The 16,296-nt window shown below is 54.2% G+C and carries 15 protein-coding genes and 1 riboswitch; of the genes, 4 read left to right on the top strand and 11 right to left on the bottom strand.

Annotation, left to right across the window (positions count from 1 at the left end):
* Positions 1 to 8: 8 nt before the first annotated feature.
* Positions 9 to 176: a hypothetical protein gene (locus tag BLQ17_RS22615; RefSeq protein ID WP_176761194.1), complete on the top strand. Its 168-nt coding sequence runs from the start codon at positions 9 to 11 to the stop codon at positions 174 to 176.
* A gap of 134 nt (positions 177 to 310) precedes the next feature.
* Here the strand turns inward: BLQ17_RS22615 and BLQ17_RS11785 are convergent, their stop codons facing one another.
* Complete coding sequence (locus BLQ17_RS11785; RefSeq protein ID WP_092223060.1) at positions 311 to 1,876, bottom strand: L-serine ammonia-lyase, iron-sulfur-dependent, subunit alpha; 1,566 nt, start codon at positions 1,874 to 1,876, stop codon at positions 311 to 313.
* 276 nt (positions 1,877 to 2,152) lie between these two features.
* On the opposite strand from BLQ17_RS11785, the gene BLQ17_RS11780 reads away from it, so the two are divergent.
* Positions 2,153 to 2,635 (top strand): universal stress protein, encoded by a 483-nt coding sequence (locus tag BLQ17_RS11780; protein ID WP_092223058.1) that lies wholly within the window; start codon positions 2,153 to 2,155, stop codon positions 2,633 to 2,635.
* Here the strand turns inward: BLQ17_RS11780 and BLQ17_RS11775 are convergent.
* Together BLQ17_RS11775 and BLQ17_RS11770 are read right to left on the bottom strand one after the other, a co-directional pair.
* Positions 2,624 to 2,869: a hypothetical protein gene (locus BLQ17_RS11775; RefSeq protein ID WP_092223056.1), complete on the bottom strand. Its 246-nt coding sequence runs from the start codon at positions 2,867 to 2,869 to the stop codon at positions 2,624 to 2,626. The genes BLQ17_RS11780 and BLQ17_RS11775 overlap by 12 nt on opposite strands.
* Positions 2,859 to 3,212, bottom strand: a complete 354-nt coding sequence (locus BLQ17_RS11770; RefSeq protein WP_092223054.1) for a hypothetical protein — start codon at positions 3,210 to 3,212, stop codon at positions 2,859 to 2,861. Before BLQ17_RS11770 ends, BLQ17_RS11775 begins: the two co-directional genes overlap by 11 nt.
* A gap of 247 nt (positions 3,213 to 3,459) precedes the next feature.
* Between BLQ17_RS11770 and BLQ17_RS11765 the strand changes: the two genes are divergently transcribed.
* Entirely contained in the window at positions 3,460 to 4,836 is a 1,377-nt protein-coding gene (locus tag BLQ17_RS11765) for an HD-GYP domain-containing protein (protein ID WP_218121770.1), read from the top strand.
* A 65-nt stretch (positions 4,837 to 4,901) separates the two neighbouring features.
* Positions 4,902 to 6,185, top strand: coding sequence for an MFS transporter (locus tag BLQ17_RS11760; RefSeq protein WP_092223052.1), 1,284 nt, complete (start codon positions 4,902 to 4,904; stop codon positions 6,183 to 6,185).
* Positions 6,186 to 6,264: 79 nt separating this feature from the next.
* Here BLQ17_RS11760 and BLQ17_RS11755 read toward each other — a convergent pair whose 3' ends face one another.
* From BLQ17_RS11755 to BLQ17_RS11710, 8 genes are all read right to left on the bottom strand, one after another.
* The gene (locus BLQ17_RS11755; protein ID WP_092223050.1) at positions 6,265 to 7,170 is read right to left on the bottom strand and encodes a sensor domain-containing diguanylate cyclase; all 906 of its coding nucleotides are present in this window, start codon (positions 7,168 to 7,170) and stop codon (positions 6,265 to 6,267) included.
* A gap of 606 nt (positions 7,171 to 7,776) precedes the next feature.
* A complete protein-coding gene (gene cobO, locus BLQ17_RS11740; protein ID WP_092223044.1) occupies positions 7,777 to 8,316 on the bottom strand; it encodes a cob(I)yrinic acid a,c-diamide adenosyltransferase in 540 nt (179 codons plus the stop codon).
* Positions 8,317 to 8,512: 196 nt separating this feature from the next.
* A riboswitch (cobalamin riboswitch) is annotated at positions 8,513 to 8,700 on the bottom strand.
* A 127-nt stretch (positions 8,701 to 8,827) separates the two neighbouring features.
* A complete protein-coding gene (locus BLQ17_RS11735; protein ID WP_092223042.1) occupies positions 8,828 to 9,172 on the bottom strand; it encodes a hypothetical protein in 345 nt (114 codons plus the stop codon).
* A 151-nt stretch (positions 9,173 to 9,323) separates the two neighbouring features.
* Positions 9,324 to 10,478 (bottom strand): cysteine desulfurase, encoded by a 1,155-nt coding sequence (locus tag BLQ17_RS11730; RefSeq protein ID WP_092223040.1) that lies wholly within the window; start codon positions 10,476 to 10,478, stop codon positions 9,324 to 9,326.
* Positions 10,479 to 10,499: 21 nt separating this feature from the next.
* Positions 10,500 to 10,862, bottom strand: a complete 363-nt coding sequence (locus tag BLQ17_RS11725; protein WP_092223038.1) for a TusE/DsrC/DsvC family sulfur relay protein — start codon at positions 10,860 to 10,862, stop codon at positions 10,500 to 10,502.
* Positions 10,859 to 13,537 carry a molybdopterin-dependent oxidoreductase gene (locus tag BLQ17_RS11720; RefSeq protein ID WP_092223098.1) on the bottom strand — a complete coding sequence of 893 codons (2,679 nt, stop codon included), beginning with the start codon at positions 13,535 to 13,537 and terminating at the stop codon, positions 10,859 to 10,861. Before BLQ17_RS11720 ends, BLQ17_RS11725 begins: the two co-directional genes overlap by 4 nt.
* A gap of 331 nt (positions 13,538 to 13,868) precedes the next feature.
* The gene (locus tag BLQ17_RS11715; protein ID WP_092223096.1) at positions 13,869 to 15,128 is read right to left on the bottom strand and encodes a hypothetical protein; all 1,260 of its coding nucleotides are present in this window, start codon (positions 15,126 to 15,128) and stop codon (positions 13,869 to 13,871) included.
* 46 nt (positions 15,129 to 15,174) lie between these two features.
* Complete coding sequence (locus BLQ17_RS11710) at positions 15,175 to 16,161, bottom strand: bile acid:sodium symporter (RefSeq protein WP_092223036.1); 987 nt, start codon at positions 16,159 to 16,161, stop codon at positions 15,175 to 15,177.
* Positions 16,162 to 16,296 lie beyond the last annotated feature (135 nt).

Raw genomic sequence — 16,296 nt, 5'->3', positions numbered from 1 at the left:
ATAGAACCATGAACTTTTATAGAAACCTTTTTGCTGTCATTTGCTTTGCTTTTTTTCTTGCTGCCATTACCACCAAGTCGCCTTTCGCCTTCCTGGTTGCCATGGTGTGCGGAGCGTTGTCAAGGACCGCAGAAAAAAAAGGATGGTCCGATCCTTTTAAAAACGATCCGCCTTAATACTCCAGGCTCCTGCCTGGAGTATTAAGGCGCTGCTGTTTCTCGATGCTGTTCACGGTCGCCCCGGATGGTCGGAAACCGTGAACAGGCCTCTGTAAAAATGGTATAGCTGGTCGCTCACTCTTATGCTGGCGTCATTTGCCGGCAAGTTGCGATTCCAGTTTTTTCTCGATGCGTTTTGAGGTCGGGGCAAGAGACAGCCCTCCCAGCGCCGTACAGCGAAGTTCGTGCGGGATGGCTCGTCCGACACTGTCCATGGCCGCCACGACCTCGTCAAAAGGTACCACGTGGTCAAAACCCGCCAGGGCCAGGTTGGCGCAGGAGACTCCGTTGCTTGCCGCCAGGATGTTTTTTCCAAGGCAGGGCACTTCTACCCTGTTGGCGACAGGATCGCAGACCATGCCGAAGATATTCTGCAGGGCGATGGAGGCAGCTTTGAGCGATGTAACCGGGTCTCCGCCCATCATTGACACCATCGCCGCCGCAATCATTCCCGAAGAGACCCCGCATTCCGCCTGGCAGCCGCAGACTTCCGCGGAGAAAGTGGATCGCGTCGCCACCAGCACGCCGATGAGTCCGGCAGCCAGCAGCGCCCTGGCTTTTGCCTCTGTTCCCATCTGCATGGCGTCGGCTGCGGCGAGCACCGTACCCGGAAGCCCCCCGCAGGACCCTGCCGTGGGCGCTGCGACGATGACGCCCATCGAACTCTTGACCTCCATCAGGGCGGTGACATAGGGAATGACCCGGTCCAGTATGCCAAGATCAAGCATGGTGCCCTGCTTGTGTCTTTTTTTATACTTGCCGGACTGGAAGCCCAGTATCCGGTCCGCAAACTCTGTCCCCAGCAGACCTCGTTTTATAGAATTTTCCAGGACATCGACGAGATATAAGGCTTTTTTAAGTACCTCGTCCCGCTTGATTCCCCCCCGTGCCGCCTCATAGTCGAGCGCCAGGTCGGCCAGGTTGTCGATGTTTTTTTGTGCCGCGTAGTTCTCCATTTCGGTGCCGGTCGTAAACAGCACCGTCATCTGTTCTGCTGTAAGGATCGGCAGCACCGGCGTAAGTGTCCTGGCGCGGACCGATTCCTGCTGTTGGGTTATGGCGTTCAGCAGCTTGTCGTCAAAGGGGGTTGATCGAGTTGCAAAAACCAGTGGTTGTGTACCGGAATCGGAAACGGTAGTGGTGCAGCCGGCATCGCTGAGCAATTCGGTAACCGCGTGGTGCGGCCTGGCGGTCCAGACCGCCAGGCCGTAGCAGTCGCCAGAAAAAGAGACCGGTAAACCGTCTATCTCCGTCACCTCGATCATGCCCCCGCCGGTTGAGATGGCGACCAGCGAGTGGCGTTCGGTGCTGTTGGCAAGGGTCAGGTTGTAGGTGTTGGGGTGTGGGTCGCCCAGATGGCCGGTGGTGTAGTGTACGCTGAGATCACCCTTTTCGAGTTCGCTCCGATAGTTGGGAAGTCTTTCGTCATCGGCGTCAAAGCCGAGCAGGCCGCCGCACAGCCCCATGTCAGAACCCTGGGTGAGGTAGGTGGTGGGCAGTGACCCGGCAAGGTCGAGGCTAACCTCGACCCGGTCAAGGTCGCCTCCCATCAGCTCCCTGCCGATTCTGCCGATCCGCACCGCCGCGGCGCTGTGTGAACTTGACGGGCCGCGCATTACCGGCCCGATGACATCGTTTAAAATACTGGGATACGTCATATTGATACTGTTCTCCTTCGTCCGTCTGTTTGGGTGACGGTTGCTCCTTGAACCTTCTTCTGACAATAGCTGGTGGTATACCGCAAAACCACCAGTGGTTCCATATTTTTCCACAACGAAATGAGTAGAGGGGACGCTGGTGGAAACCTGTCCGGATGTTTGCCAGCTCTTGGCTTGCATCACCCTTGAAACGGATGATATAATTTAACACGCTGAAATCAATTACAGTATGCACCATTACAGCAAGATGAACGATCCCTTAATCAAGAGGTGAAAATGTCAGAGAGAATATTGTTGCCACTGGATGGCTCTGCGCTGGGCGAAGCGGCAATCGCCTATGTTGACGGACTGATCGCCAGGTTAGCCCCGGAAGAGCGGATTGAAATCACCCTGTTTCATGTCATTACCGCAGTCAGGCAGACGCTGCATTTACAGGGAGGAGGGATGATCTCGGTGCCGTACAACGAGGACGAACTGGCTAAGCTGAAGACCGATGCCACGACATATCTTGAGAAGGTGGGCGAGCGTCTTCAACATAAACAGATCACCCTTGGGGTCAAGGTTGCGGTAAGTGAAAATCCGGCGGAAGAGATCATCAGGGCCGAGGCCGAAGTCAACGCAGACCTGGTGGCCATGTCGACCCACGGCAGAAGCGGAGTTTCCCGTTTCGCGCTCGGCAGTGTCGCGGAAAAGGTGTTGCGGGGAGGCACGGTGCCGGTGCTGATGGTGAGAGCGGTTGCCCAGGAGTCAGCCGCCTGAGTGTAATCGTCCTGTTTTTCTCCTGGCCCGCTGCTGGTAAAACAGATAACCCCTGCCGGAGAGGCAGGGCTTATCCCATGCAGAGGTGGTTCCGTGCGGCACCGGATCGGCGGCGGTGGCCATCGCCGTGTCGGAAACTGTTCTGAAAATATGCTGCACCCTGGCTTTGTGCTCAGGGGTGTGACGGCTGTATTTGGCAGAAAACTTTCTTGTTTTCCGGATGCTAGACGCCATCCTTGGACGTGGCTTTCTTGATCTGGGCTTCGATGCTTTTCTGCAGGGTCTGCTCCCCGTCGTCAAGTAGGCCGATCACTTTTCCCTGGATCGATATAACCGTTTGCTTCTCATCGATTTCGTCTTTGAGCCTGCCTATCTCATCGCTGAGCGCCGCTTCTTTTTCCCTGGCGGCGGCAAGCTTTGTCCTGAGCGCCTTTATCGTTTTGCTGTCGGCGGTGATCTGCTCTTGCTGCCGGGGGTTGTCTATGTTCAGGGTTTTGAGGATGGGCGTGGAAGTACACGACGAGACCAGAATGGTCAGTATGAAAAAAGTTAATCCGGTAGCAATTGTACGCTTCATGTGGGCACCGCTTATTTACTCAGCGTGATTATTATTATTTTTTTATTGCATTAGCTTGAAAAACTGCAGGCGGCCGTAGAAAAGCTTTAACGGCCTGCGGCAACTTTGCTTGCTCTCCGGCATGGTTTAAGAATATACTGCTTGGCAGAGAGGGGGGCAGCCCGCGGGAAACGTTTCAGGTCGATTGCCGCAATCGCAGAATCTATATCATATTTTGGTCTCGTTGGTAAGTGGCAGATCACATGGGATGCTAAAAAAAATAGCAAGCGCAATAAACGGTTCCGATGCGAACGGACTCAAGTCCGTTCTCTACAGGAGAGGGACGAAAAGGTTCATACATCGACAGCTGCTGGTGCGGTTGATTGTCGCAGCCGCGATCATTTCCGTCTTTCTTGCGGCGATGGTGTTCCTGTTTGAATACAGGCGTCTTGGAAGTCTCGTCAACAATCGTGCCGCCGAGGTCGTTGCAAACTTCAACAGTCAGCTGCAGCAGCTGGATCACGGTATCGATGAAAACCGCGAAGAGATTCAGCAGGAACTGAAAATGTTGCTGATCGCGGGAAAGTCCAGGCCGTTGGCCGGTCAATTGATCTATTCGAGCATTTACGATCTTGACGGAAGGCTGATAGCCTCCGAGACTGATGGTGGGCACGTCGGTGTCGAATCCTTTACGGAACTGGTGAAATCGATCGAGCCCAAGATCCCGGTACGCCGGCAATCCTTCCGACGAATCAAGGGGACGCCCTACCTTCACTTAAGTTTTCCGCTGTATGACAAGACCGGTAAACAGGCCGCGTTTATAGAGGGAATCTTCGAGGTGTCGGCTAAGGCGCGGCAGGAGGTTACCGGCAGGATTGCAAAGTCCCTGTTCGGCGCAATCGGCATCGTTTTGCTGACCACCATGATACTTTACCCCGTTATCAGCAGGCTCATTTCTCAGCTGACGATCCTGGCCGGCAACCTGGTGGAATCAAATATCGAAACCCTCCGCGTCATAGGCAGTGCCATAGCCAAGCGGGATAGCGACACCGACAGCCACAACTACCGGGTCACGATCTATTCCGTTGAGCTTGCCGAACGCATTGGGTTGCACCCCGACATAATTCAAGGGCTGATCAAAGGAGCCTTTTTGCACGATGTCGGAAAAATCGGCATAAGCGACCGCATTCTGTTGAAACCGGCCAGGCTGTCAAGCGAAGAGTTTGCGGCGATGAAGCTTCATGTCCAGCATGGAGTCGACATCGTAAAACAGTCGGGATGGCTCAAGGATGCCGTGAATGTGGTCGGCTATCACCACGAAAAATTCGCTGGAGACGGCTACCCGACCGGACTAAAAGGTCATGAAATACCTGTGAATGCACGAATATTTGCCATTGCCGATGTCTTCGACGCGCTGACTTCCACCCGGCCTTACAAAGAACGGCTGTCCTTTAAACAGTCGATGGAGATTTTAAACCGGGATAGCGGAACACATTTTGACCCGCTGTTTCTCGATCGTTTTAACGAGATTGCCAAGGTCCTTTACGAGAAATACGCCCACGGCTCCGACCAGGTCCTGTATGAGAAAATGGAAGCTATTATTTTTAAATATTTTTCCAAGGAGTACAGGTACGGCGGCCAGTAGCCCAGGGGCTCTTCAAGAGCGCCGGTTGCCGGGATCGATTGAGAATTCAACCTTTACATAACTCCATGGGCACTGTTTCCAGAGATACCGACTCCGCAAGATGTGGCAGTTTTCATTACGGCTGGGTTGTCCTTGCTGCCGGAATAGCCGTCATGTTCGCCTGTCTTGGCATCGGGAGGTTTGCCATCGGCATGCTGCTTCCGTCCATGGGTCAGGCTCTCGGGTTGAGCTACGCCCAGATGGGGTTGATAAGCACCGCCAATTTTGCCGGTTACATGGCATCCGTTCTTTTTGCCGGAACGGTTGCAGGACGTCTGGGGCCGCGTCTTGTCATAAGTCTTGGCCTATTGGCTGTGGGGGTGTCCATGGCTCTAGCGGGTAGTGCCGGAGGAGTCTTAACTGTCCTGGTTCCTTATGTCATCACCGGAATCGGCAGTGGACTTGCCAATGTTCCCATGATGGGACTTGTAACGGCCTGGTTTGCAAGACAGTGGCGGGGGCGTGCGGCGGGGTTTATGCTTGTCGGCAACGGATTGGGTATCGTCTGTTCAGGTCTTCTCATTCCTCAGCTTAATCTGCAGCTGGGAGCCGGAGGGTGGCGGGCGGCCTGGCTGGTACTTGGCATTGTCGCCGTTGTCATCAGTATCGGAGCCGGCCTGCTGTTAAAAAACGATCCGCAAAGTCTTGGCTGCAGGCCGATGGGGGCGGTGAAAGAGCGTGCAGGTGGCGGGGAAAAATCTTTTCCCGCCACCACAAAAAAGGAGGTGAGGTCGCGGGAGTTGATCCGGCTGGGGATTGTCTATTTTCTTTTCGGTTCCTCTTATGCAGTCTACGTAACCTTTATCGTGACGGCGCTTGTCAATGAACGTGGATTTGCCGAGCAGACCGCGGGACATTTCTGGTCGGTGGTCGGGGTCTTGAGCCTTTTTTCCGGTCCTCTCGCCGGATGGATCTCCGACAAGTTCGGCAGGCGGCTCGCCCTGATAATCGTGTTCGCGCAGTTTACCGCATCATACCTGCTGGCCCTGGCTTTTCTGCCCCTTGGTTGTCTCTATCTGTCCATCGCCCTGTTCGGTCTCTCGTTGTGGGGAATCCCCACGATAATGACCGCAGCCGTGGGGGATCTGGCAGGACCCGCACGGGCGGCGTCACTGTTTGGTTTTATAACCGTCTTTTTCGGCGGCGGCCAGATCGTTGGACCGGCTGTGGCCGGATGGCTTGCCGAATCTACGGGAAGATTTTCAGCTGCCTTCCTGATGTGCGCGTCACTAGCTGCCGTTGCACTCATCGTTGCCGCCTTCCTGAGGATTCCTCCGGCTGTCTCAACGCGCGATCAACCCCGCTGTTGATCGGCTCGGGGTTGATCCTTGCTCCACCGGGGACGGTGTTTCCCGCTTGTTGCTGATCACCTCTGGTGAAAAGGTGGTTCTAGCCGACGGAGACGAGATTTTTGCCCTCGTTCTTGCTCTGGTAGAGCAGTTTGTCACTGCGGCTGAAGAGGCTTTTCGGGGTGTCGTCGTCAAGCGCGATGGTTGCGCCGATAGAGACGGTAACGAAAAGCCGCTTCTGGTTGTGGATGATATAGGACTGAGATATTAACGTGCGGATTCTCTCGGCCATGGCCTTCATTTCGTCAAGGGTCTCGTTGTTGACGATACCGATAAATTCCTCGCCTCCCCATCGGCCGTAAAAATCAAAGGATCTTGAGCTGTTGATCAGGGTTCCGGCGACACTTTTGAGTATCTCGTCGCCGATCATGTGACCATAGGTATCGTTTATCGACTTGAAATTATCGATATCCATGAGCAGTATACCAAAAGATTTATTGAGACGTTTCTTTTGCGCAAACTGTTCGATGAGTTTTTCTTCGATATAATGTCGATTGCCAAGTTGGGTGAGGTTGTCGAGGAACGCAAGCTGCTTGAGTTCGGAGATTCGCTGTTCGTTTGCCTTGAAATTGCTTATATCCGTGAACAGTTCGACGCCCCCGATCACTTCGTCGTTTTCATCAACCATGGGGCTCGTTCTCACCGATACCGGAATCCGGAACCCCTGTTTATGGCGCAGGTACACCATTTGAGAGTGGCAGTTGCGCGTCTGGATTGTTTCCGACATGGGGCACGATGAGGTGCAGAGATTTTTCCCGTTTTTGTCAATATGGGCCAGAAGATTGTCGGCACATGTCCTGCCGACAACTTCATCGGCGGTAAAACCGGTTATATTCTCGGCCGCTTTATTCCAGTATATGATTTTTTTATCACAGTTGACGAGATAAAACCCGTCATTGAGATTTTCAATAATATTAATGAGCGAGTGGTATGGGAGATTGATCATTGATTTTCCCTGTTTGGTGTCTGCTGTTTCAATGTGTAATCGCGCGTAGTACGATCAATTTGCCGATAACTCAAGAACACGTCTCGGGACGGCAAAATTTCGATGAAGAAAAACATGACAGCACCTGTCAGCCGGCAGGTCACAGCAGGCCAAGGGAGACTGCCGGCGCTGGTCCCGACTTCTCGCGAGGTTTGGAAAAAGACCTCGGATATTGTAAAAAAAATATCGTGTTTCCAGGAGGATAATTTTGGCAGTGAGTTGGCCTGCGAGAACAGAGTGTACTCAAGTTAAAGACGAATTTCAAGTAGCTGGCAAACGGCAAATTAAAGTTGATTTCAGGGATTGTACCACTGTCTCAGCTGGTGGCGTGCATGTCGTTGTGCAAGGAAAAAACTGGCGTTGGCCCCGGAGAAGTTACACCATGTGGTGTGACACGATCAGGCAGAAAGAAATAAAGGGTGATGCAAGAGTCCGGACCACAAGGCAAACAGTATCGATCAGCCTTTGTCAGGTCGCCGAAACCCAGGTGGCCGGGCTCTGTCGCTTTTACCTGCCATATCCTTGTTATCAGGACATGACAGGTATCTCTGGGGCGGGATATCAGCGCTAAAACTCAACACCTTTCTGGGCCAGGACGCCGTTTTCAAAAGGATGTTTCACCGGGTTCATCTCCGTTACCAGATCGGCGAGTTCCCTGATCTCCCTGGAAGCCATGCGGCCCGTCAGGACCAGGTGCAGATTTACGGGTCTGTTCTTGAGAACCGACACCACTTCCTCCCGGCTCACCATGCCAAAGAGCATGAGGTAGGTGAACTCGTCGAGGATGATCATCTGGTATCTGTTGGAGAAAATGGCCGATTTTGCTTTCTCCCAACCATCGTTTGCAAGTTTGATGTCGTGATCCGGATCGCCGGACTCCCAGGTAAACCCACCGCCGAGGACGTGAAACTCGATTGTGTCGCCGAATTTTTTCAAGGATTCCATTTCCCCGTATTGCCAGCTTCCCTTTATGAACTGGAGAAAAAGAACTTTCATTCCATGACCTGCGGCACGTACCGCCATGCCTATTGCCGAGGTGGTTTTTCCTTTGCCGTTTCCTGTGAAGACCATCAGCAGGCCGCGGGATTGATCTGACTTGATCTGCATTTTCGCTCTCCTTGTGTGACGTAAGGTCAGAAATATCCGGGTGGGCGCGTTCCCTAGTGGTTTCGCCGAGCCGGTTTCCTGATAGCTAAAAATGTGGTCAGGGAATAAAAAAAACCCGGACCACTGTTCGTTGATCCGGGAATGCCCTGATGTTCCGCGATCTGACCAGACAGAATCCCCAGGTCCTCGAGGAACTCCGTCGCATTTTTTTCAGGCAGGTATTCTGACTTCCGGTTCTCCCTACTTTCCGCGTCTTCCCGATAAAAGATCCATCAGTGACTTGGTGCGGAGTTCGTCCCCGGTTACAGCGGCGGGCCCGTCCCGGATTTACACCGGGTTCCCTGTTAAGCTTATTGAAAAAGCACCTGAATTCTGACAAAAAGTAAACAATAAACAGCCGCTCAAGTCAATAATTTCTTTTTTAAATTAGTATGATACGTCGTGGTATGGCGACTTCGCGAAACAGAGGGTTCGGCCGGCTGTTGAGATATGCGGGTTGTACTTTGGTGTACTATTGAACGACATTGGGAACGGACAGCCGTTGCCAGGGGTGCAGACTTTTTGTTCCGGTCATGAGCAGAAGCGTCCGGGCAAACTTGTTTGGTTGTTCCAGCAGGTCGGCGAGGAGATAGATCATGTTGTCGCTGGAGGAAATATCGTTGAATGCGGCTGCTGCGGCGACCAGCACTGCTTTGTATTCAAGAGCGAACCCGGGATGGAGTTCACAGAGATGGCGGGCCACCTCCCTTGCCCATTCGGTATAGAACTCTTCGCCGGTAAAGTCTCTTCCTGCCAGATGGGCGTCCAGGGCCGCCATCAATTCCGACCAGGGTTTATATGCAACTGCGCAATTCATTTTGTTCTCCACTGATATTTGTGGTTGTCGGGAAACGGTTTTGCGCCTTCTCCCGGAATCTTGTGCTTTAACCGATAGCACAGGTTTCGCATGGTACTGCAACAGGACGAAACTGGGCTTTTAGGCAACAGGGTCCCGTGAAAAACCGGGGTCAGTTCCGCCTGGCAATCCTGTACATCGCTTTTATGACCAGGTCGATCTCCTTTTCGGTGTTGAATCGGCCGAGGCTGAAACGAATGGTTCCCTGGCCGCCCGTACCCAGGATCTCATGAACCAGGGGGGCGCAGTGCAGCCCTGAGCGAACGGCGATATTGAAATCGGCGTCGAGGATGGCGCCGAGGTCGTCGGGGTGCATTGGCGGGATATTGGCCGAAAAAAGAGCGACATGGTGGAGAGTTATCGGTCCGCCGTACAGCTCGATCCCGGAAATTTCGTCAAGACCGTCATAGAGCTTTGCGGCCAAGTTGATTTCCTTATCATGGAGGCGCTCAAGGCCAAGTTGCAGAAGATTGTCGATGGCTAGGGACAGCCCGATAATCCCCATGAGATTATGGGTGCCCGCCTCAAGGCGATGGGGAAATGTCTGGGTGTGGACCAGGCTTTTCGACTCCAGCCCGGTGCCGCCAAAACGTGTGGAGTTAATGGTAAAATCGGGGCCGAGAAGCAGCCCGCCGATCCCGGTCGGCCCGTAAAGCGATTTGTGGCCGGTGAACACCAGCGCGGACGCCTGCATTTTTGCCATGTTCACAGGTATCTGCCCACCACTCTGGGACGCGTCCACCAGCAGGGGGATTCCGTGAGCCGCGCAGATCTCTCCGATTTCAGCTACCGGCTGCACACTGCCCAGCACGTTTGAAGCGTGGTTGACTGCAACAAGAGAGGTTCTGGGTGTGATAGTCTTTTTAATATCCTCAGGATCGATAATTCCCTGGCCGTCAAAAGGGACCACGGAAGTGCTGATCTCCCTGGTCTTTTGCAGATGGTACAGGGGCCGCAGAACTGAGTTGTGCTCGGTTGCCGTGGTTACCACATGGTCGCCCGGTGCAAGTGTTCCGAGCAGGGCCAGGTTCAGCCCGTCGGTGGCGTTGGCCGTGAAGATAACCCGTTCCGGATCGGGACCACCGAAGAATCCTGCCACTTTTTCTCTTGCCTGGCGGATATATTCTTGCGCGGAAACGGCCTGGTCGTAGCTGCCTCTGCCAGGAGATACGCCGATCTGCATAAACAGATCGACCATCTTGTCGAACTGTTCCCGGGGCTTGGGCCAGCTTGTGGCGCCGTTGTCCAGATAGATCTGTCTGTCCATTGAAATTTCTGGTCGTTTTGGTTACAGGCAGGCCTTGGGGTTGGGCAGGCCCGCAAGCCGCCTTGCACCTAGTCGAATACCTTTGGGAAACAACTGTTCCAGCTCCAGAAGACTCATTCCCGTGCCCGACTTGAGGTCCTTGTTCATCGGGGCGCGGCCATGGTAAAAATAGTGCTTTCGCATGAACCGGATGACTTTCCAGCAGCTTTCGTTCAACTCCGCCATCCCCATCTCTTCTGCCAGCGCCAGTGCCACCTCTTCATCCCAGTCGTCCGGATCCCACAGAAACTCTTCCCAGTCAAAATAGATGTCGCGACCGGCAATGGTGCGAAGATGCCGGTCGCGCGAAGGGGTACCGCTGTTGTCAAGCTTGTTGGCTGTCATCTGTTCTGCAGTGCCGCAACCACCTTGTCCGGGGTGGCGGGAAGCTCTGTAACCAATGCGCCGCAAGCTTTTTTGATAGCGTTAATTACCGCCGGAGCAGTCGATACCATAGACATCTCACCGACACCTGTAGCTCCCTGCGTCCCTCTTATCCTCGGGGTTTCCCGGACCACTACCTCCATGTCGAACGCGGTTTTCATGGTGGGAAACTTAAACGTCCGCCAGTCGGTTGTTTCACCGGCTACGTATTTCTCCCTGAGGGCGTAGCCGACGCCCATGTCCATTCCGCCTTCAAGCTGGCCTTCGAAGTTGTTGGGGTTGATCACCGGTCCGGCATCAACAGCGGTGGTTATCTTGAGCACATTTACCTCGCCGGTCTCGGTGTTGACCTCCACTTCAGCCATCTGGATGGAGTGAACGTCGGAATCCGCCGACGGGCCCTGGCCTGTTTCATGATCAAGAGGAGCTGTTTCCACGGCCGATTTGTTGCCGATATAGCGTGTCGGACAGTCAACTTGCCTGAACGCCCGGTGGTTTTTTGCTCCCACTTCGTCCATGGCCTGTTTCAGTTTTTTCAGCGCATCCTCGGCGGCACCGCCGATCATGTAGGTTACCCTGCTGCCGGAGGCCGGACCTCCGGCGGCGGTCCTGTCGGTGGTGCGCGTCACCGCCCTTACCCTGTTGAGGGGCAGATCAAGCACCTTGGCACCAAGCTGGGTCAGCATGGAGTCGTTCCCCTCTCCCGGGTCGGCAGCAGCCGCGTAAATCGTCACCATATCGTCTTCTTCCAGTTCTACGGCGGCAATCGACTTGTCACCCGGAAAACCGATTCCGAAAGCGGCTGCGCCAAGGCCGACTCCCCTTTTGACCACCGCCCCGTCGCCGCCGTTTGCGCTGTTTACCCTGCTCATCTCTTCAAGTGCCCGGTCGTAATGGGGCTTGAGGGCATCGCAGAGTCCCTCGAAGGCCCACTGTTCGGCGGGATGACCGGTGGCTTTTGTCTGCCCCGGTTGCAGTGAATTGCGCTTTCTGAGATCGAGCGGATCGAGGTTGAGTTTTTCCGCCAGCATGTCCATTGCGCATTCCAGGGCGTAGTGAGCCTGTGGCGGACCCGCTCCACGCGCGGCGCTGCCCCACGGATTGTTGGTGTAGCAAAGTCTTGACGCTACTCTTATGTTGGGAATGTAGTAGGAGCTCGAGAGCATGTGCAGCGCTCTGCCTATAATCACGTTGCCGATGGAGTTGTATGCTCCGTTGTCCACAGTGATATCCATATCGAGGGCGGTGAGTTTCCCATCGTTGTCGGCGGCCAGTTTGATCTTCATATCGAACGGGTGCCGCTTGGACGTGATCAGCATGGACTCGGCAAGACTCGGCAGATAGCGTACCGGGCGCCTGAACTTCAGGGCCGCTGCTGCTGCTATTCCTTCGGTGAATATCTCCAGCTTTATGCCGAACTGACCTCCGGAAAACGACTCCTCGTACCTGATGTTTTCATGGCCGAGCGCCGCCTGGAGGACCGACATATGCAGATGGATGTTGATACTGCGGCCCATTACCACCAGCAGGTCTTCGTCGTCGCCGTCACCCTCTTCGATATAAGCGACGCTGTTCTCCGGCTCCATCGGGGCCTGGTGGTTTATCTGCGTGACGAATCGGTCCTCGACAACTGCAGCACTGCTGCCCAGTGCTTTTTCCGCATCACCTTTTATGAGCGGCTGCCTGAAACAGAGATTGTCGCTGTCGGGGTGAATCCGGATGGCGTCCGGAGCCATGGCTTCCTCCGGACTTGAGATCACCGGCAGCGGATTGTAATCGACGACCACCGCTTCGGCCGCTGCAAGTGCCTGTTCCCTGGTCTGCGCCACAACTACGGCAACGGCATCGCCGAGCGTGCGGACCCGGTCCTCACAGAGCAGCGGACGATCTTCCACAATATACTTCAGACGGTTGGTCCCCTTTATATCCTTGGCCGTAAGGGTTCCGATCACTCCCGGCATGGCCTTGGCAGCAGTGCAGTCGATTCCTTTGATCTCGGCATGCATGTGGGGGCTTCTCACTACGGCGATCTCGGCGGCGTCTGGAAAAGTTACGTCTGCGGTAAAATGAGCTGTACCACAGGCCTTGATCATAGCGCTGGGACGTGGGTGGGAAACCCCGAAGGCGGGATCGTCAATCTTGGGCTTGATCTCGTCGGGACTGATTTCCTTTCTTACAAAACGTCCCGCCAGCTGTACGGCCTCGATGATTTTAGTATACCCCGTGCAGCGGCAGAGATTGCGGCGCAGACCGTGTTTTATCTCCTCGGCCGTTGGGTCGGGGTTCGTATCCAGCAGTGCTTTGGCTGCCATGATCATGCCCGGCGTGCAGAAGCCGCACTGTATCGCGCCAGCCAGCACGAACGCTTCCTGGATGAAATGCGGGTTGTCCGGCGTGCCCAGCCCTTCAACGGAGATCACTTCCGCTCCTTCGAGCCTGTCTACCCTGGTGAGACAGGAGAGGACGGCTTTCCCGTCGACTATTACCGTACAGGCACCGCATTGTCCCTTTCTGTCGCAGGACTGTTTGGCTCCGGTGAGATGGAAGTGTTCCCGGAGTAGATCCAGAAGAACCATCTTCTCATCGACCACCACTTGCTTTGCGCATCCATTGATTGATAGATTGATTTTCTTCAAAATAGATCCTTTTTCTGCAAAAATGTTGTGTAGTTGTAAATCTTCCTGAAAACCGAAAAATGATGAACCGTATGGCTTGCGGACATATCCTGCCTGACAGCTGCAGGGAATCGCCCCGCATAGCGTGAAAAAGATCATGCATCTTTAACAAAGCGTTATGACAGCGTATTGCTGTGCAGGTTCATCTATAGTTTCCGCGAAAATATCGGCAACAAAAAACGATTTTGCTTTCCAAGAAGACTAAAGAGTAACCAGGAATCAGAGGCTGCGGCCCGGTTTGGACCGACCTTTCTTTGGTGCAAGGGGCATCTTGCCTGTTGCAGGAGAGAGCTCAGACAGGGAAGAACAGGTTGTTGGTCAGTGTGGCGATTGCCCACATCGCAATCGCGTAGGGGAGGTTGCTCTTGATTATAGCTCCTGGTGAAATGGCAAAGCGGCTGACCAGTACCAGGCCGACTCCGGACAGGGGGCTGCTGCAGGTCGAGACGGCCCAGCTGCTAAGAAAGAGAAAGCCCAGCTGCGAATGATCTGGGTTGAGGGGGAGCAGCAGCGGACTTGCGATCGCTATTGTGACAACCGGATGAATTCCTATTATTCCGGCAAGGATCATGATTCCGAGGAACGTCGCAAACAGTTCCGGACTGAGTGTCGCGCTGGTGAGGCTGAAAAGGGAGGGAAACACCAGCATAAGAGATTTTATGCCGCAGGAAAACACGCCGGCTGCAAGAAAGAGGGCAAAGGGACCGGTGACCGACGAGATACTGTTGTCGATAAAATTCCGCACCGCAGGTATTCGCGGGCTGTTCTTCATGAACAGCAGAGTTCCGGCGGGGGCCAGCAGGCAGATGAGTGGCAGGACCGGTGCTTTGCTCCAGGCCAGGTGGATGAATATCACCATGGCGGCAAGGAACAGGGGAACAGCCAGGCTCTCTTTTTTAAGGGGATAGCCGGAAAATTTTTTCTTGCTGAATAGACAGACTTCACCAATGGAAAAACAGAGTCCGATACCACTCATTATTACCCCGGGCAGCAGGGTCTCTTTCCATTGCATCCCGGGGGCGTAGGTAAATGCAACGCCGGTCGCGATGAAGAACGGCGACCACCATGCCGCTGCGGTAAAGGACCGCGACAGGATGACCATCTGTTCCCTGCTCAGCGCTTCTTTTTTCCTGAGCCGGTCGCCAAAGATAAACAGCGCTGACAGATTAATTATTGCTCCGAGCAGATGGAGGCCGACACCGGTTAAAACGGCGGCGCTGTTGCCCTTTGGCAGGTCGTCCTCTTTATCGACCGGGTTGGTCAGACAGAGAAAGGAGACGGCAACGAACATGGCCAGAAGAGGGACGTTTATTGAAAAAATCCGGCCCCAGCCAAGAAAAACCCCGTGGGAGGCGGAAAACAATATTGCCCCGGCTCCGGCCAGCAACAGCACGAGCGCCTGGGCGAGCGCATTTCCGGTTAGATTTTCCCGGGTCAGGAAGGGACACAGCCAGGCAAGAACCGTCGCCACCGGCAGAAAAAAAGGCATGGCGACGCTTAACAGGTAAAAGAACAGGGTGCCGAATACTATCCAACCGATATATTTTTTCATGTCAGTTACCGATGATGCCTGAAAACGATCGAACCTCACCAGGAGCTCACCCCGCTGTTTCAAGTGGTTTTGTCCGGTATGCCGCCGCTTCCGCTTGTCGCCCCAACTTTGCGGCAAGTATGGTGTCGCAGACGGATTGGGTCAGGTGATAAGCGATGCAGGGAATGAGGGCCGTGGGAAACGAATCGGCGAGATAACCAGCCCAGACCAGGTAGGAAACCGTCAGTGTTTTCTGCGAAGTATGAATGGTAAACGCGGAGACCGATGGGGGGTCGAGTTTTATGAATTTTGCCAGTCGGTAGTTGAAGAAGAGAAAACCGGCATGAATAACGGCCATGAACAGGAACACCTCGACGATGGAGCTTGCGCTGTCAATCAGCCTGGCTGTTGACCCGGCAACAGCGTTGAAAATTATGAGCAGGACAATGCATTGGTTGAACACCGAGATATTTTTTGCGTGCGCCTGGGTGAAGCGCCTGACTTTTGGCTGCAGCGCCTGTCCCGCCGTCGTCGGGATGAGTATTGTGACGATCAGGCCGGTTATCATTTCCCGCACCGGCAGGTCGATGGAGACGGTGGTTCCTATCAGCACATTCAGCAGGGGCGGAATGGAGAAGATTGCTGCAATGTTTGACAGCACGCATATGAAAAGACTCAGGGATATATTGCCTTTAGCCACACCGGTCATCACCGTTCCCGAGGCGATGGTTACCGGAGCTGCGGCGATTATCAGGGCGCCGACGATAAAGTCCGAGTGGGTGGCGAAAAAAACGTGGGCGGCGAAATAGACCGCGACCGGAAACAGCAGCAGTGACGAGATAAGCGCTGCAAGCAGTACCTTTACCCTGCCGAACTGCCTGGCCACATCGGAAGTGTCCAGGGTCATTCCGGTAATGAAAAAGGCAACAAAAATTCCTGCCTCAAGGATGTGGTGTTGTCTTACGAACAGGCCGAGGGAGGGGGCCGAGAAGGCTAGGATCACCATCGCGCCAATGCCAATAAAAAACCAGTAATTCTTTATAAAACCAATCATCTCTTTATCATATATCGTTTTTATCCTGGGCCGGCATGGAAATCAGGACATGACCGACCACCTTGTCCCAGGACCATAACAAGCACGATTAGAGTAAATCGATATTTTTTGCAAGGAACACCTTATGTCCGGTGA

Origin of the sequence: Desulforhopalus singaporensis (genome assembly GCF_900104445.1) — a bacterium.
Taxonomy (GTDB): domain Bacteria; phylum Desulfobacterota; class Desulfobulbia; order Desulfobulbales; family Desulfocapsaceae; genus Desulforhopalus_A; species Desulforhopalus_A singaporensis.
This window is presented reverse-complemented; position numbering and strand designations above follow the sequence as displayed.

Coding starts and splice junctions, on each gene's coding strand:
- BLQ17_RS22615 (WP_176761194.1), top strand. CDS start 9: ATGAACTTTTATAGAAACCTTTTTGCTGTCATTTGCTTTGCTTTTTTT.
- BLQ17_RS11785 (WP_092223060.1), bottom strand. CDS start 1,876: ATGACGTATCCCAGTATTTTAAACGATGTCATCGGGCCGGTAATGCGC.
- BLQ17_RS11780 (WP_092223058.1), top strand. CDS start 2,153: ATGTCAGAGAGAATATTGTTGCCACTGGATGGCTCTGCGCTGGGCGAA.
- BLQ17_RS11775 (WP_092223056.1), bottom strand. CDS start 2,869: ATGGCGTCTAGCATCCGGAAAACAAGAAAGTTTTCTGCCAAATACAGC.
- BLQ17_RS11770 (WP_092223054.1), bottom strand. CDS start 3,212: ATGAAGCGTACAATTGCTACCGGATTAACTTTTTTCATACTGACCATT.
- BLQ17_RS11765 (WP_218121770.1), top strand. CDS start 3,460: ATGCTAAAAAAAATAGCAAGCGCAATAAACGGTTCCGATGCGAACGGA.
- BLQ17_RS11760 (WP_092223052.1), top strand. CDS start 4,902: ATGGGCACTGTTTCCAGAGATACCGACTCCGCAAGATGTGGCAGTTTT.
- BLQ17_RS11755 (WP_092223050.1), bottom strand. CDS start 7,170: ATGATCAATCTCCCATACCACTCGCTCATTAATATTATTGAAAATCTC.
- cobO (WP_092223044.1), bottom strand. CDS start 8,316: ATGCAGATCAAGTCAGATCAATCCCGCGGCCTGCTGATGGTCTTCACA.
- BLQ17_RS11735 (WP_092223042.1), bottom strand. CDS start 9,172: ATGAATTGCGCAGTTGCATATAAACCCTGGTCGGAATTGATGGCGGCC.
- BLQ17_RS11730 (WP_092223040.1), bottom strand. CDS start 10,478: ATGGACAGACAGATCTATCTGGACAACGGCGCCACAAGCTGGCCCAAG.
- BLQ17_RS11725 (WP_092223038.1), bottom strand. CDS start 10,862: ATGACAGCCAACAAGCTTGACAACAGCGGTACCCCTTCGCGCGACCGG.
- BLQ17_RS11715 (WP_092223096.1), bottom strand. CDS start 15,128: ATGAAAAAATATATCGGTTGGATAGTATTCGGCACCCTGTTCTTTTAC.
- BLQ17_RS11710 (WP_092223036.1), bottom strand. CDS start 16,161: ATGATTGGTTTTATAAAGAATTACTGGTTTTTTATTGGCATTGGCGCG.